At 54.1% G+C, this 15,483-nt stretch carries 12 protein-coding genes and 2 tRNA genes; 7 read left to right on the plus strand and 7 right to left on the minus strand.

Annotated features, from left to right (window positions below; genetic code table 11):
* Nucleotides 1-16 precede the first annotated feature (16 nt).
* Genes KP626_RS04870 through KP626_RS04890 form a run of 5 tightly spaced genes read left to right on the plus strand, consistent with a single transcriptional unit; the run spans nucleotide 17 to nucleotide 5,927 of the window.
* Entirely contained in the window at nucleotides 17-1,894 is a 1,878-nt protein-coding gene (locus KP626_RS04870) for a histidine kinase N-terminal 7TM domain-containing protein (RefSeq protein ID WP_395975339.1), read from the plus strand.
* A gap of 1 nt (nucleotide 1,895) precedes the next feature.
* The gene (locus KP626_RS04875) at nucleotides 1,896-3,431 is read left to right on the plus strand and encodes an HD domain-containing phosphohydrolase (RefSeq protein ID WP_395975341.1); all 1,536 of its coding nucleotides are present in this window, start codon (nucleotides 1,896-1,898) and stop codon (nucleotides 3,429-3,431) included.
* Between the two features lie 13 nt (nucleotides 3,432-3,444).
* Nucleotides 3,445-5,103 (plus strand): AMP-binding protein, encoded by a 1,659-nt coding sequence (locus tag KP626_RS04880; RefSeq protein ID WP_395975343.1) that lies wholly within the window; start codon nucleotides 3,445-3,447, stop codon nucleotides 5,101-5,103.
* 17 nt (nucleotides 5,104-5,120) lie between these two features.
* The gene (locus KP626_RS04885; RefSeq protein ID WP_395975345.1) at nucleotides 5,121-5,351 is read left to right on the plus strand and encodes an acyl carrier protein; all 231 of its coding nucleotides are present in this window, start codon (nucleotides 5,121-5,123) and stop codon (nucleotides 5,349-5,351) included.
* Nucleotides 5,352-5,369: 18 nt separating this feature from the next.
* Nucleotides 5,370-5,927 carry a 4'-phosphopantetheinyl transferase family protein gene (locus tag KP626_RS04890; protein ID WP_395975347.1) on the plus strand — a complete coding sequence of 186 codons (558 nt, stop codon included), beginning with the start codon at nucleotides 5,370-5,372 and terminating at the stop codon, nucleotides 5,925-5,927.
* A 392-nt stretch (nucleotides 5,928-6,319) separates the two neighbouring features.
* On the opposite strand, the gene KP626_RS04895 is transcribed toward KP626_RS04890, so the two are convergent.
* The 4 genes from KP626_RS04895 to coaE form a co-directional block, all read right to left on the minus strand.
* Nucleotides 6,320-6,402, minus strand: a tRNA-Leu gene (locus tag KP626_RS04895).
* 54 nt (nucleotides 6,403-6,456) lie between these two features.
* Complete coding sequence (locus tag KP626_RS04900) at nucleotides 6,457-8,082, minus strand: ABC transporter substrate-binding protein (RefSeq protein WP_395978965.1); 1,626 nt, start codon at nucleotides 8,080-8,082, stop codon at nucleotides 6,457-6,459.
* The gene (locus tag KP626_RS04905) at nucleotides 8,075-8,707 is read right to left on the minus strand and encodes a lytic transglycosylase domain-containing protein (RefSeq protein ID WP_395975349.1); all 633 of its coding nucleotides are present in this window, start codon (nucleotides 8,705-8,707) and stop codon (nucleotides 8,075-8,077) included. Before KP626_RS04905 ends, KP626_RS04900 begins: the two co-directional genes overlap by 8 nt.
* A gap of 1 nt (nucleotide 8,708) precedes the next feature.
* Nucleotides 8,709-9,308: a dephospho-CoA kinase gene (gene coaE / locus KP626_RS04910; RefSeq protein WP_395975351.1), complete on the minus strand. Its 600-nt coding sequence runs from the start codon at nucleotides 9,306-9,308 to the stop codon at nucleotides 8,709-8,711.
* Nucleotides 9,309-9,455: 147 nt separating this feature from the next.
* Here coaE and KP626_RS04915 point away from each other — a divergent pair, with 147 nt between their 5' ends.
* The gene (locus KP626_RS04915) at nucleotides 9,456-10,514 is read left to right on the plus strand and encodes an SIS domain-containing protein (protein WP_395975353.1); all 1,059 of its coding nucleotides are present in this window, start codon (nucleotides 9,456-9,458) and stop codon (nucleotides 10,512-10,514) included.
* Between the two features lie 65 nt (nucleotides 10,515-10,579).
* On the opposite strand, the gene polA is transcribed toward KP626_RS04915, so the two are convergent.
* The 3 genes from polA to KP626_RS04930 all read right to left on the minus strand — a co-directional run bounded on the left by polA (nucleotide 10,580) and on the right by KP626_RS04930 (nucleotide 14,706).
* On the minus strand, nucleotides 10,580-13,147 hold the full coding sequence (gene polA / locus KP626_RS04920) for a DNA polymerase I (RefSeq protein WP_395975355.1): 2,568 nt from the start codon (nucleotides 13,145-13,147) through the stop codon (nucleotides 10,580-10,582).
* Between the two features lie 242 nt (nucleotides 13,148-13,389).
* Nucleotides 13,390-14,103 carry an SIMPL domain-containing protein gene (locus KP626_RS04925; protein ID WP_395975357.1) on the minus strand — a complete coding sequence of 238 codons (714 nt, stop codon included), beginning with the start codon at nucleotides 14,101-14,103 and terminating at the stop codon, nucleotides 13,390-13,392.
* Between the two features lie 36 nt (nucleotides 14,104-14,139).
* The gene (locus KP626_RS04930; protein ID WP_395975359.1) at nucleotides 14,140-14,706 is read right to left on the minus strand and encodes an RNA polymerase sigma factor; all 567 of its coding nucleotides are present in this window, start codon (nucleotides 14,704-14,706) and stop codon (nucleotides 14,140-14,142) included.
* 98 nt (nucleotides 14,707-14,804) lie between these two features.
* Between KP626_RS04930 and KP626_RS04935 the strand changes: the two genes are divergently transcribed.
* Nucleotides 14,805-14,891 (plus strand) — tRNA-Leu (locus KP626_RS04935).
* Nucleotides 14,892-15,483 lie beyond the last annotated feature (592 nt).

Raw genomic sequence — 15,483 nt, forward strand, 5'->3', positions numbered from 1 at the left:
AGAAAGGAGGGTACCCATGTTTTCCGACACCACTATGGTCATCCTATGCCTCTGCGTAGTCGTGATCTTTGCATTCATCATCCGAACCGTTCGGAATGGCAAACCGCACCTGATTCACAAAATCTATCTGACCGCCTCGGTGCTACTTGCCATCTGGATGCTCTCCCTCATCGCCATGAAGCTCACAGATCCTGCCAACACCATCATGCTCTATGTATGGGATGCGCTCGTTTACCTGGGCTGCGGCACCATTTCCACCCTCTGCTTGCTCACGGTACTGGTATTCACCAAAGGTCTAGAGCGGATGCCCAAGTCCTACTACTGGCTGTTTGTTGTGCCCGTCATCGTAAACCTGGCGGTTTGGACCAATCCCCTGCATCATCTGTTCTACCGGGTGTTTTCGGTGGACATCAACCAGGTGGTCTTCGGGCCCATCCTATATTTGTCGGGGCTCTATATCTTCACCCAGTTCGGCTTCTCCATTTTCTACCTGGTCCGATTTGCGGTAAAAAGCCAAAATCGGCTGTTTATGAAGCAGGCCGCCCTGTTTGCCATTGGAAGCCTGGTGCCGGCGGTGGTAAACCTATTAACCACCCTGCGGATCTTCCATCTGACCATCGCCGCCACTCCCATCAGCCTTATCGTAACCATGGCTTGCCATGGCCTGGCCATCTTTCATTTCCATTTTCTCGACATCAAACCCCTGGCGATGCAGAGGGTGTTGGACTGGATCTCGGACTGCTATCTCATCACCACCGAAAGCGGACTGATTTTGGGATTCAACCAACCCCTTTTAGCGGTGTTCGGGGCATGCAAATCCCTGCGGGAAAACGGCTTTCTTTCAGACTGCCTAAAGGACGAAGATCTCCAGAACCGCAGCGCCATGTACAACTTGATCTCCTCCATCGAGGCAAGTCGTACCGCTAAGAGCAACGTCTCCTATGAGCAGCCGGTCCAGGTGATTCAAAACGACGAGCTCACCCGATTGGCCTATATGGCCGAGGTCACCCCTTTGATCATCGAGGAACGGATTCAGGGGTTCGTGGTTATCTTCAAGGACATCACCAAAATCAAGGAAAGCATGCAGCGGCTCCAAGATAGCCATATCCGCATGATGGAACAGGAGCGGCTGGCCTCTCTGGGCCAGATGGCCGGCGGACTGGCCCATAATCTCAAAACCCCCATTATGAGCATCTCGGGAAGTGCTACCGCCATGGAAAACCTGGTGGTGGAGTGCGAAGCCAGCTTGGGCGATTCCGAAGTTACGCCGTCGGACTATCGGGAAATCTACGCCGAAATGCGGGATTGGCTGGATAAAACGAGGGAAGCCTGCGCCTATATGTCGGACATCATCAGCGCCGTCAAAGGCCAAGCCGCCAATGTAACAGTATCCGAATCCGCCGAATTCTCCTTGGATGACCTTCTCAGACGGGTTTCGCTGCTGCTCCGCCACGAGCTTTTGTCCGGTGGCTGTAAGCTTCAGATAGAGGATCATATGGAAGGGGAGGTATTCCTACACGGGGATATCAACAACCTGGTGCAAGTGGTCAACAATCTGATCAGCAACGCTATCGACGCCCAGCTGCCAGGAGGGGATCACACCATTACCATCGGCATCGCCCGGAACGCAGAAGCACAGGCCTTGGATCTCACCGTACGGGATCGGGGCGTGGGCGTCCCACCCGAGATTGCCGGCAAGCTGTTCCGGCAGATGGTCACCAGCAAAGGAACCCGGGGAACCGGGCTCGGAATCTATATCAGCAATGCCGTTATACGGGGCAAATTCGATGGCACCATGTGGTATCAGGCCAATCCCCCGGGCGGATCCATCTTTGGTATGTCCTTCCCTATCGGGAATATCACCATAAAAGAGCGCAAACAACTGAGGAATTAAGATGAGAAAGAACAGAATCGGCAAACAAGAGCGGCAGCAGCAGTATACCATCCTTGCGTTGGACGATGACCGTATCATGACGGAAACCCTTCAGTCCTATTTTGAAAACTCCGGGTTTCGTGTGGACATCGAAAACGACCCCTATGCCGCCATTGAACGGGTTCGCCGGGGCCAGTATGATATTCTATTGCTGGACTTTTTGATGGATCCCATCTGCGGCGATGAGGTAGTGGCCCAGATTAGGGCTTTTAACCAGGAGCTTTTCATCATCCTGCTTACCGGACACAAAAGCATGGCGCCGCCCATCCGCACCATTCGGGAACTGGATATTCAGGGATATTACGAAAAGAGCGACCGGTTTGACCAGCTGGAGCTCCTGGTGGAGTCCTGCGTCAAGTCCATCGATCAGATGCGCACCATTCGTAAATACCGGGACGGCCTTCAGGATATTCTGGACAGCACCCCCCTGCTATACCAGCTACAGCCTCTTTCCGGCCTTCTCCAAGTGGTTCTAGACCAGATCCGTCGGATGCTGCCGGATGCCAGTGCCTGCGTGTATTTGGGCGGAGTGCCTTCCATGGAAATTCCTCCGGTATACCAGGGCATCGGCCGGTATGAGAGCAACCTCTGCCTGGCCCGGGAATGGTATTTAAAGCTGGCTGATCAAGAGTACGTCCCCGCCCAGCGGAACATGGCGGAACGGCAGCTGGTTCTACCCTTGTACAATGAACACCACCAGATAGAGGGGATTTTCCTTCTAGACCTACCCGATGGCTTCCCGGAGCACGGCTTGACTCTTCTTGAGGTTTACGCCAAGCAAGTGGCGGCGGCCATCAGCAACATCACCCTGCATCTGCTAGTAAACCAGAAAAACGAGGCGTTGAACCAGGCCTATGCCAAGCTGCGGGACAACTATCTGGAGATGATCCAGGCCATCCGGGCTCTGGTGGACGCCAAGGATATCTACACCAGAGGCCATTCGGATCGAGTCTCCTATTTTGCCGATTTGGTCGCCCAGGCTCTGGGTAAGGACGAAGCATATCGTGAACGGATCCGGGTTGCCGGCCTTTTCCACGATATCGGCAAAATCGGGACCGCGGACCAGCTTTTAAATAAGCAAAGCCGGCTCACCGCCGAGGAGTATGAGGAGATACAGTTACACCCCCAGCGGGGTAGTGAAATTCTCAGTGCCGTCAGCACTTTCCGTCCCATCGCTCCCATCGTGGAATGCCATCATGAACGCTTTGATGGCCGGGGATACCCCAATGGCCTCTCGGGGGAAGACATCCCCGAGGAATCCAGGATCATCAGCGTGGTGGACGCCTTTGACGCCATGACCTCCGACCGACTTTACCGTTCCAGCATTGGGATTGAAAGAGCCAAAGAGGAGCTAAAAAACGGCAGGGGAACCCAATTTGATCCCAGGATCGTAGACGTCTTTTTGACCATCCTTCACGAGTACGACCGGGTACAGGAGAAGATCGCCTGGACCTATGCAACCATTCCCCAGGATTCCTCCTCACCCCAGCTTCCATAGAAAGGAGCCTCTTATGGCAAAAGCATATCCTCTCAACCAAGTAACCTATTATAATGACTATCGGAGCATGCTTCGGGATATCTCCGAAAAATATGGCCAGGCCCCCGCTGTCACCTACTATTCCCGAGATGGACAGGAGCACCACCACAGCTATATCCAGCTGGAACAAGACGTAGCCCATTTGGGGGAAGCCCTCTGCCTCTCGGGACTGGCAGGCCAGCACATCGCCATCGTCAGTGAGAACAGCTACGCCTGGCTGGTGGCCTATTTTGGCATCATCACCAGCGGCTCAGTGGCGGTCTGCATCGACATCGAACAATCCGACGACACCATCCGCGCCATGGTGGCCCAGGCGGACTGCGCAGCTGTGGTGGCCTCCCAAAGCCTCTCCTCCATCTGTGCGCCCCTTATGGAGCAGGGCTACATCCAACGGATCCTCACGGTGGATCCCAGGGAAAAAGCTCCCGACCTTTTCTGGGCGTTCTGTCAGAAAGGAGCTGCCAGCCTGGATGGGGGAGGCCTTCTGTACAGCCAGGTGCAGACCGATCCCACGGCTACGGCGGCCATTGTCTATACCTCTGGTACCACCAGTACTGCAAAACCCGTAATGCTGAGCCAAAAGGCCATTCTCACCAACGCTGCCGATGCACTGGCCTTTGTAGAAGCAGGCCGCCGCTCTTTCGGCGTGTTGCCCTTTTACCACACCTATGGGTTTACCCTCGCCGCTCTTGTCAGCTTGATGGACGGTATCAACATCTGTATCAGCGGCGATCTAAAGACCATGATACGGGATCTATCCGCTTTCCAGCCCCATACCATCATCGCCGTACCCCTCATCGCGGAGATGATCCACAAGATGATCTGGGCCAGTATCGAAGAAAAAGGAAAAAAGGATCAGGTACGGACCCTCATCAAAATGGGCAAGGCGCTGGGCAGACCCGGCATGTTCCTGCCCAAAGCGATTTTTGAGGGGATCAGAAACTCCCCCATTGGGGAGCTGAACCTCATTATGTGCGGCGGCGCCTACCTGAGCCAGCAGGTGGCGGAGGACCTGTTGGCTTTTGGTATCCTGGTACTCCAGGGCTATGGCATCACCGAATGCTGCCCTCTGGTCTCCGTCAATCGGAATAAGACCGCCAATATGGCGTCGGTCGGCCGGCCCCTGCCCCATTTCCAGATAAAGATTAAGGACGGGGAGATCCTGGTTCGGGGAGATAGCCTTATGAACGGCTACTACAACAATCCCGGCCTAACCCAGGAGTCCCTGGATGAGGGTTGGTTCAAAACCGGGGACATCGGCTATTTTGATAAGAAAGGCCATCTGTATATCACCGGTCGTACCAAGAACCTGATCGTCATGAAGAACGGCAAGAAAATCCCTCCGGAGGAAATTGAAAACGCACTGATGGCCCTTCCCCTGGTAAAGGAAGTGGTGGCCTATGGAGCAGCCAGCGGTAGTTCCGCCGACGACGTACGCCTGGCCGTCGCCGTATACCCCGACCCCACCATGACCCAGGGCATGACCTCCTATGAAATTTTGGATCGGCTCCAAAAAGAGGTGGATCAGCTCAACCAAAAGCTGCCGGTCTATAAGCAAATACAAATGGTCCACATCCGGGAAAGCGAGTTCGAAAAAACCGCGTCCAAAAAGATCAAGCGACAGATGATTTAGAAAGGAGAGGGCTCCCCATGCTGGAATTGGTACAGGAGATCATCTACAACGTCACAGGCAAACAGAATATCACCTATGAAACCGACTTCATCAAGGATCTGCAGCTTACCTCCTTCGACGTGATGAACATCGTATGCGCCTTTGAGGACCGGCTGAACGTGGACATCCCCACCCGGGATGTCTGGCAGCTTCACCAGGTAAAGGACGTCATCGCCTATATGCAGGAAAAAGGCATCGAACTGGATTAACAAAGGGAGCTGACTACCATGGCAGATCACGCGGTACAAATCCATATCTATCCCGAGCCCCATTCCACAGGCCGGACGGAACGGCTTCTGGGCCTGTCCAGAGCTTACGCCCTTTCCCTGGGCCAGAACCCCGCGTCCATCACCTCCCCCTTGCGATCCCAAGAGGGAAAGCCCTACTTTCCCCACGCCCCCTGGCTGCATTTTTCCATCACCCACAGCGGAGATTACTGGCTATGCGCCCTTGGAACAATTCCGTTGGGCTTAGATCTGCAACGGCATCAGGACTGCGATAGGGCCGCCATCGCTCAGCGGTTCTTTCATCCCCTGGAGCAAAGCTATCTGGAACACACCGCGTACCAGGACTTCTATTCCATCTGGGCTGCTAAGGAAAGCTATTTGAAGTATACTGGCCAGGGCCTCCCCGGCGGCTTGAACGGCTTTTCCGTAGTGGCGGACGGCGCTCTTGCCGCGTCTGTCAACGGCGCAGCGCTGCACCACCTTCCTTTTTCGGAGGAATACAGCCTCTGCCTGTGCGGTCAGCTTTCCACCCCCATCCAGCTTCAATGGCACGGCTGATACTACCAGTTAAAATAATTGACCGTATCCAGCAGCGCGGCAGTGCTGCGTCTCAATATCATTCCCGCCAGCCAAAACTAGATTTCTTCCCAAGGTTGGTCACGGTAGGATCCCATCTCTATACTGTGTTTCACCCTATCGGCGGAAGGGAATGCCCCTTTTGTGCCTCTTAATGGTTTAATCTGCCCTATGATCAACATAACAAGGGTATTTGAAGGCAATCAGATCAACGTGTACCAAAGCCCTACAAAACGTAGCGTGGTACGCCCATGCCAGGCCAAAAGATTGATCAGCAAATCGTTGGATGGATGCTCATACCAAACAACGTGTACTTTAGTGTGTACCCAGGCACAACAAAACCCCCGAGAATAAAGGATTCTCGGGGGTTTTTCTGGTGCGGTCACCGGGACTTGAACCCGGATGGTTGCCCACACGCCCCTCAAACGTGCGCGTCTGCCTGTTCCGCCATGACCGCATGGAGGGCAATACGTGAATATTATAGCGGAAATGCCGCAAAAGTCAATAGAAACTATTGCACGCCGCCCGCCTTGATGTCATCTCCCTCCCGGTAGATATACCACTGTTCCACGGCTTTGAACACGTTCTTATCCCGCGCCATAGTAACCCCCTGAATCATGGAATGGTACACCAGAGTATTGGTCCTAAAATACAGGCTCATCACGGGAAGCTCATCCACCAAATACCGCTGCAGCGCCAGGCTGGCCTGTTTGATCTCGCTTTCTGTTACAGCACCGCTGTATGCATCAAGCAGATTGTTGAGCTGGGTAGAGGAATAATGGCTGTAATTGTTAGCGCCGGCAGAATGCAGAAAGAAGGAGACGTCAAAATCCTTACCAATATCAAAGCCACAGAAGGCAAGGTCAAAATTACCGTTCTGGAGCGCCTTGGTGTACTCCTCCCAGGGAAGAACCGATACCTCCGCCCGCAGGCCCACCCTACCCAGTTGAGTCGCCACCAGGCGGGCGGCGTCAGCCCGAGTATTGGCGCCGGGATTCTCGTTGACGATGATGTTCAGCTTAAAGCTTGCCCCGCTCTTCTCCAGATAGCCGTCCCCGTCATCGTCTGCAAATCCCAGACCGGATAACAGCTCCTGCGCCCTGGCAGTGCTGTATTCATAGGTAAAGGTGGAACTGCTGTAAAGATAGCTATCCGGCGTCACAGGCACGTCCACCAGCACCGCATTGCTCAGGTAGATGGAGCTGATGATCTCCCCCCGATCAATGGCGTACAGGATGGCCTTCCGCATCTCGGGGCTGGATACCGCCGAGCGGTATACATTGGGTACGATGCACTCGTATTCCTGCGTCATAAGAGGAACGGTATTGATCAAATCCTTCTGGCGATAGCGGGACGCCGTCAGCAATGTGGAATGAACCAGGTTTACCAGGTTTGCATCCAAGGAGCTGAGGGCAGCGGCAGTGTCGGGCACCGCCGTCACGTTGATGGTGCTGATGTAGGGCTGACGCCGCCAGCCATTAGCGTTGGCGGAAAGCACCATGCTCTTTCCCTTCTCCAGGCTGGAAATGGAATAGGGACCGGTGCCAGCGGGCAGGCTATCCCCTCCGCCATAGCTTCGAGGCAGTATTGGAAAGGACATGGCAGAGATGATCCGGTGCCCCGGCACCTTCACCTTGACCATTAGGGTAGTCTCATCCTCGGCGGAATAACTGTCAATCAGGTCAAAAACCCCTTCATAGATGGAATCCACCCTACTGTTATCGGCGTAGCTTTTCAAGAGATCCAAAGTCTTTACCACATCGGCGGTGGTAAGGGCGGAGCCATCATGAAAGACGACATCGCTCCGCAGCTTGAATTTCCAGGTGGTGCCTTCATCCTCGGTGGTCCAATCCTGGGCCAGGCCGGGGATAGGACGCATCTCCTCATCAAAGCGCACCAGCCCATCGTAGATCAAGCCGTATAAATCCACCATCTCCCTGGTCTGGGGCCGTAACGGATTCCAGTTTCCGGGATCCTGCGGCATAACGATGCCGATGCTCCCGCCATTGGTGGGCACCTCCACGGGAGCCACCGTCCCCGATGGAGGCGGTGTAGACTGGGACTCCCCCTGCGAGCCGCAGGCCGCAAGGCTGCAAATCAGCAGTATCGCAAAACAAATGGCCAAACATTTACGCACCAAGATGATAGTACTCCTCATATCTCTGCCGGGCGCTGTTCACCTTTTCAATGTAGTTCCGGGTGGTTTCATTGGGCACATGGACAAAGTTGCCCGCTCCATCCCCATACCGGGGATCCTCCAGCCAAGAACTGATTCGGTTAGGCCCGGTGTTGTAAGCGGCAAAGACCACGTCGTGTTTGCCGTCATAGCGCTCATAAAGGTAATTCAGATACCAGCACCCAAAGCGGATATTGGTATCGGGATCATACAGGGTATCGGGATCAAAGTTCTGAATCCCCAGCTTCTGAGCAATCCAGCCCCCGGTATCCGGCATTACCTGCATCAGGCCGCGGGCGCCTACGTAGGATTCCGCATTGGCGTCAAAATGGCTTTCGGTATGGATCACCGCCGCCACCACGTTGGGATCCAGGTCATATTCCTCGGCGTATTTTAAGATGATCTCTTCGTATTTCAAGGGATAGGCAGCCTTCCGCTGAGCCTGAAAAGCCAACGTGCCCACCACCGCCAGGGCCGCAAGAAGCAACAGGGCCAACAGCACCAAAAGCCAGGGAGAGCGCCTCCTGCCCCGTCCGCCACGGCGCCCGTGGTTCCTGGGCCGCCGCCTGGTATTCACATTCTGCATGTCATATTTCCTTTATCATGGTTTGATACCATCCCGCTACCTGAGCTCTTAGATCAGCCAGGTTCCCACTGTTGTCCAGCACCCGATGCACTCGGCCGGGATCCACCTCCCGCTGATTTGCCATGCGCATCCGTGCCTCCGTAGGACTGAGACAATCCCGCGCCATGATCCTGGCAAGCCGGACCTCCTCTCGAGCAGTGACCAACCAAATCTCATGGCATAACCGATCCATGCCCGTCTCAAACAGCAGGGGGACGTCCAGGACAACAAGCCCCCCATGGGATGAAATTTCTCCTATTATAGCATCCATTACAAGGGGATGGATCATTCCATTTAATTTTTTAAGGGAATCTTCATGGGAAAAAACCTCCCGTGCCAGCTTTTTGCGGTCCAGCCTGCCATCCTCCAGCAAAAAGTCTGGCCCAAAAGCTCCAAGGATAGCCCGATACCCCGGCTGGCCCGGCTCCTGCAGCTCTTTTGCCATGGCGTCAGCGTCCAGCACCTGGGCTCCAAGCTCTTTCAGCATGCCGCAAACGGATGATTTTCCACTGCCGGTATTGCCGGTTATCCCCAGCACATAGGCCTTCTCTTTCCCTTTCATGGTCCCTCCCAAGATGCTTTTTCCCTATCATACCACATGGCACCCATCAAAAAACCGATATTTACTTGTAAATGGCAAAAAGCTATACTTGTGGTGCGGATTTACCGTAAAAAAAACCGTTCCAACGCACAGCAAGGAGGAATCATCATGCTAACCATGGAAGAATGCCTGCGGGAAACCCCCTTAAGGCTCAAGGACATGATCAACACCCACCCGGACCTGTTCAAAGAGGTGGCCCAGCGGGACTTCAAACGCGTCGTGATCAGTGGCTCGGGCTCCAGCTTTCACGCCGGGACCGGAGCAAAACTGTATATGCAAAAGACCATGGGGATTCCGGTAGATGTGATCTACCCCTTCCAGGCTGAGGATTATCTCTTTACCCAGCCCAGCGAAACGCTCTTCATTGGCATCTCCCAAAGCGGCACCAGCCTCAGCGCTTTCCGGGCCATGGAACATGCCAAAGCCCAGGGTTGTGTTCTGGCCTCCATGGCCGGTCGTAGGGATGAAGGCGTGATCTTGGATACCGTAGCCGACTACATCCTAACGGTGCCCTGCGGCGAGGAAGGCGATCTCCAGCCCAAGACCAAGGGCTTTTTGTGCACCATCGTCAACCTACAGCTGCTGGCCGCCAGCTGGGCGCTTGCCCATGGCAGACTGGATGATGCATCCTATCAAGAGACGCTCCGCCAGCTGAGCGAGGTGGCGGATAACATGCCCAATGTATTGGACGACGCCAAAGCCTGGATCGATAAATACGGCCAGATGCTGGCCCAGTCCCATGACATCCGTCTGGTGGGCACCAAGGACATCTTTGGTATCGTTTTAGAGGGAACCCTCAAGCTGGTGGAAACCCTCCGGGTACCAGTGGGCGGATATGAGTTCGAGGAGTTTATCCATGGGGTATACAACGCCATCAACCAGGACTCCCTGGTGGTGCTGCTGGATACCGGACGGGAGCCCCGGATGAAGACCTTAAAAGAGGTACTCTCCCAGTGGTCCGATTACATCATGATTGCCGGAGCCTCCGCTCAGGACGATCGGGATTTTGTGGTTCGTACCAAGGGCTATGAGGATTTCTATAACCTGGAATACAGCCTCCTTTTATTCTCCATCTGTTCCCAGGTATCGGCCATGAAAGGGATCGACATTCAAACCACCAAGGATACCAGCTTCCACGCCAAGCTGGGCAGCAAGGTGCTGCGCTAAACAAGCAAAAGAGGTCCCTAGGGGCCTCTTTTTTTATGGTTTATTTCAATTCTTTTCCAACCCGCTTATTTGGCGTCCAGCCAATTCTCCCCCCAGCCGACCTCCGCAATCAGGGGAACTGAAAGCTCCACCACCGATTCCATGGCGGCGTCCAGCTTCTGCGCTACTTCCTCCTTAAGCGTAGCGGTACAATCCACGATCAGCTCGTCATGCACCTGCAAAATCAAGACTGCGTCATTGCCGTAAGGGGCCAACTGCTCCTCCGTCCGGATCATAGCAAGCTTGATGATGTCCGCCGCCGTCCCCTGGATTGGCGCGTTCATGGCCACCCGTTTGCCAAATTCCCGGACGTTGTAGCTACGGGATTTCAATTCCGGCAGATACCGCCGGCGGCCAAAAAGGGTTTCGGTATAGCCTCGGGCGGCGCCCTCCTCCACACTGCGGTCCAAATAAGCTTTTACTCCTGGAAAGCGGGTAAAATAGGTATCGATATAGGCTGCCGCCTGAGCTCGGGTGGTGCCAATGTTCTTGGCCAGACCAAAATCGCTAATGCCATAGACGATGCCAAAGTTCACCGCTTTGGCGGCGGAGCGCATCTCGCGGGTCACGGCATCCCGCTCCACTCCGAAGACTCGCGCGGCGGTATCGGTATGAATATCTCCGCCGGATCTGAAAATATCCAGCATAGCCGGATCCCCAGAAAAATGGGCCAGCAGCCGCAATTCAATCTGGCTATAATCGGCGGCCACCAACACCCGGCCGGCTTCATAAGGGATAAAAGCCCGGCGGATTTCCCGTCCTTCGGCGGTGCGCACCGGAATATTCTGGAGGTTGGGCTCGATGGAAGACAGCCGTCCCGTGGCGGTAACGTTCTGGGTAAACCGGGTGTGAATGCGGTGATCCTTAGGATCGGCAACGGCGGTTAGCCCATCCAGATAGGTGGATTTCAGCTTAGCGGCCTTTCGGTATTCCAGTACCCAATCCACCACCTCATGCCGGCCGGAAAGTTGCTCCAGCACTTCAGCGTCGGTGGAAAAGCCGGTCTTCCCCTTGGTGGCTTTGATGACGGGCAGTCCCAGATCCACAAATAAAACCTCGCCCAACTGCTTGGGCGAATTGATATTAAAAGATTTTCCCACACTTTTGTAGATGCGCTCCTCCAGGCTTTTAAGCGTTTTCTGATATTGCCCAGACAGCTCCTTTAAAAACGCCACATCCACCTTAAATCCTCGTTGCTCCATAGAAAATAGTACCGGCCAAAGAGCCGATTCCATCTCCTGGTAGACCGACTCCATCCCCTCGTTTCGCAGCTCAGAAGCAAGCTGCGGTTCCAACCGGTACAGCCCGACAGCGCCTTCCTCCTGGATGCCTTGGCGTTCCAGCAACTGGCTGAGGGAACGCTTCCCCAGGGCGGGATCCCGCACATAGGCCATAAGGGTTACGTCCTGAACCCTATGGAGGGTCCCTCCCAGAGGAGCGATCTCATGGGCCAGGGATTTGGCGTCCATTACCACCTTGATAATATCCGCATCGGCCAACAGCGGCAGCAACAGCTCAAGGGCTTCTTCTCTCTCCATTCCCTCGTCTACCAGGGTTTTCTTGAGGGGAACACAACAGAGGAACCCTTCTCCTGCAAGCTCCACGGCCTCGTCATCCAGCACCAGGGCAATCCGCCCTTCTTTGCCGCCCCGCAGGATGGCCTCATCAAAGGACACCTCCTCCATAGGAATGGCACAGGCCTCAGACTGCGTCTCCGCTTCGGATGTCGCATCTTCGCTTTGAATGCGCTTTAAAAGGGAAGCAAACCCATGACGGGTAAACACCTCTTTGACGCTTTCATAGGAGGGCGCATGATAGGCAAGGGCCGCAAGCTCTGGCATATCCGGCACATCGGGATGGATCACTGCCAGGTCCCGGCTTAAGATCGCTTGATCCCGATACTCCGTAAGTGCCTTCTGAACCTTAGCGCCCCTAGCCTCCTGTGCGTGTTCCAGTACTCCATCCACCGTTCCAAAGCTGTTTAGCAGTGTAACGGCGGTCTTGGGCCCCACTCCCGGCACGCCAGGAATGTTATCGGAACTATCCCCCATCAACCCCTTTAAGTCGGGGATCCGCTCGGGCAGAACTCCCATTTTATCCAAAACGCCTTGGGCGTCCAAGAGTTCGTAATCGGTGATGCCCCGCTTGGTCAAAAGAATCCGGACTCCGTTGCCAGCCAGCTGAAGGGCGTCCTTATCCCCCGTTACCAGCACTGCCTCAGCGCCGTTTTCCCGAGCCAGCTGCGCCAAATATCCCAGGATATCATCCGCCTCATAAGCCTGGCGCTCCAGTATGGCCACTCCCATGGCCGATAGGGCTTCCCGAACCATATCAAATTGATACACCAGTTCAGGCGGCGTTTTTTTCCTCCCAGCCTTATAATCGGCATAGGCTTCATGGCGAAAAGTCTTTCCATGCATATCAAAGGCCACCGCAAAGTAATCGGGCTTTTGCTCCTCCACCACCCGCATCAGCATATTCAAAAAACCGTACACCGCGCCAGTCTCCTGTCCTTGTGGATTGGTCAAGGGCGGCAGAGCGTAAAATGCCCGGTGCATGAGGCTATTTCCATCGATTCCCAATATCTTTTTCAAGGCGATTCCTCCTCGCTAGCAGGGTACCATAGGCCTATCCAAAAATCAAACCGCCGCCCAGGCAACGATAGCAAACACTAAGGCTGTTCAAACGGCAGTTGAAGCAGCATTCCAGCTCCCCTAATGCGTTCCCTTCTGTACGCCGTTTTTCTACACAATTAGGAATCCCCTATCCTTCAAATCCAATACAAAAAGGCCCGGCTTGGGCCTTTTTGTATTGCTTCTCTTGGCGGATCAGCATGTTAGCGAATGCGGTATACCGCGCTCACCTGAACCGTGACGGTTAAATCGCCAGCGCTGATCCCCGCCGCAGTATCCGCTGCCAATTCCTGCTTTGCGGTAGCTCCATAAATGGGATAGGGGTCATAGCTGACGGAATCGGTAAGGGTTACTACCTCTCCCAGCGTCACGCCACCGGCGGCAGCCATCGCTTCCGCTTTGCTTTTGGCTTTGGCAGCGCCATCCCCTAAAGCAGCCGTATAAGCCGCGGTTTTATCGGAAACATCGAAGCTCACCGACTGCAGCTGACTCCCGTTGTCGGGAACCGCAGCCTCCATCACCGCTCCCATCTTGTCAATCTCCCGCACCGTAACGGTTACGGTATTCCGGCAGACATAGGCCCGCAAGGTCTGTTTGTTGTTGATATATTGGTAGTCCGGCCCTAGGTGATAGTCCACCGTCACCAAATCCTTCTCCTCCACCCCCAGGGCGATGATGGCCTGGGCGATGGCGGCGGATTTCTCTTGATTTCTCTGCTGGGCATCCTGCGCACCGCTGCTTTCGGTCACCACCTGGTAGGTCACATACCCCATATCGGGGCTTGCGCTGGCCTGACCGGTGGCGCTCACCACGATGGTCCGTTCCGCTGTGCCGGCACTTGTACCGCAGCCCGCCAATGCGCCAATTGTCAAAATGCATCCCAATCCCAAAGCGATCTTTTTTCGAGTTCCTTGCATGGTTTTTCCCATCCTTTCTATGGATAGGACGCATTTTTATGAAAGAAGTTCCAATTCTTTTAACGCCTTTGCCAAGGCGGCGCGTGCTCGAAAAACGCGGCTTTTTACGGTGCCCACCTGGATTTCCAGAGCTTGGGCGATCTCCTGGTAGCTCAGCCCACCGTATTCCAACAGCAGCAAAACCTCCCGATGGCGTTTTTCCAAGCTCATCAGCGCCTTTTGTACCAGGAGGCGCCGGTCTCGATCCAAAGCCAGTTCCTCGGGGCCTGATTCATGCGATGGCTGGGTTGCTTCCATGGGAATCTCCTCTTGGGAAACCGCGCGTTTATGGCGTTTATTGCGACGGAGAAAATCCAAACAGGCATTGGTCGCAACGCGATAAACCCAACTGCTAAAGGCCGACTGAAACTGGAATTTCCCCAGATTCAGATAGATCTTTAAAAGGGCGTCCTGGGCGGCATCATGGGCATCCTCCCGGTTGCGCAATGTCCCTAGACAGACGTGGTAGACCAGAGGTTCACAGCGCAATAATACCGTTTCTACGGCGGCCTGATCCCCCCTTTGCGCCCTCTTTATGGTGATTTCATCCAATGTTTTTGCCATGGCATCCGTAATCTCCATTGATCGCATTATCTCCATTTAAACAGAGATTACATATTGACGCAACACCAGGATTTCTGCTATGATAGTTGAGCATTCCTGCCGGAGTGATGGAATTGGCAGACGTAGTGGACTCAAAATCCACCGGTGGCGACACCGTGCCGGTTCGAGTCCGGCCTCCGGCACCAGACTGAGCCTGGACGCAGTTCGCGTTCAGGCTCTTTTCTTTTGCTCGGAGTGGAGCGCTCATGCCAAGAGATGGGTATCTTTTTTGTAGTATAAACCCAGATTGAGTATTCATAACGGATTTAAGTTATAGACACTCGATTTTTTGTGTCAATCGGTTTCCTTATATGTCGGCATTGAACCTGCCTAATCGTGAAAATATCCGCAGCCTCTGCGCCTGCAAAAGGGAGGAGGCGGCTTCCGCACATTCGATTTCATCTAGCAGCAAAAGCTATTCTTTTTCCTCTCTGTCCCGCAGTTTAAAAGAATTTTAATAGTAATTACCGATAGTATGTCCTTTTTTCTTAAGAAAAGATTGAAAACCAACCAGCTTTATAGTAGATTGTATATGTATATTTGTATTTAGAAAGGGACTTGTCAAAAATGATGGAGAAAGGCAGGCTTTTAGCAAGCAAGCAAGCAAGCAAGCAAGCAAGCAAGCAAGCAAGCAAGCAAGCAAGCAAGCAAGCAAGCAAGCAAGCAAGCAAGCAAGCAAGCAAAGCCTAACTCTGCCTATTTTTCTTGTCAAGCGGAAAATTGTATAAATAGTATAAG

The sequence above is a fragment of the Christensenella sp. MSJ-20 genome (assembly GCF_044357945.1).
Lineage (GTDB): Bacteria > Bacillota > Clostridia > Christensenellales > QAND01 > QAND01.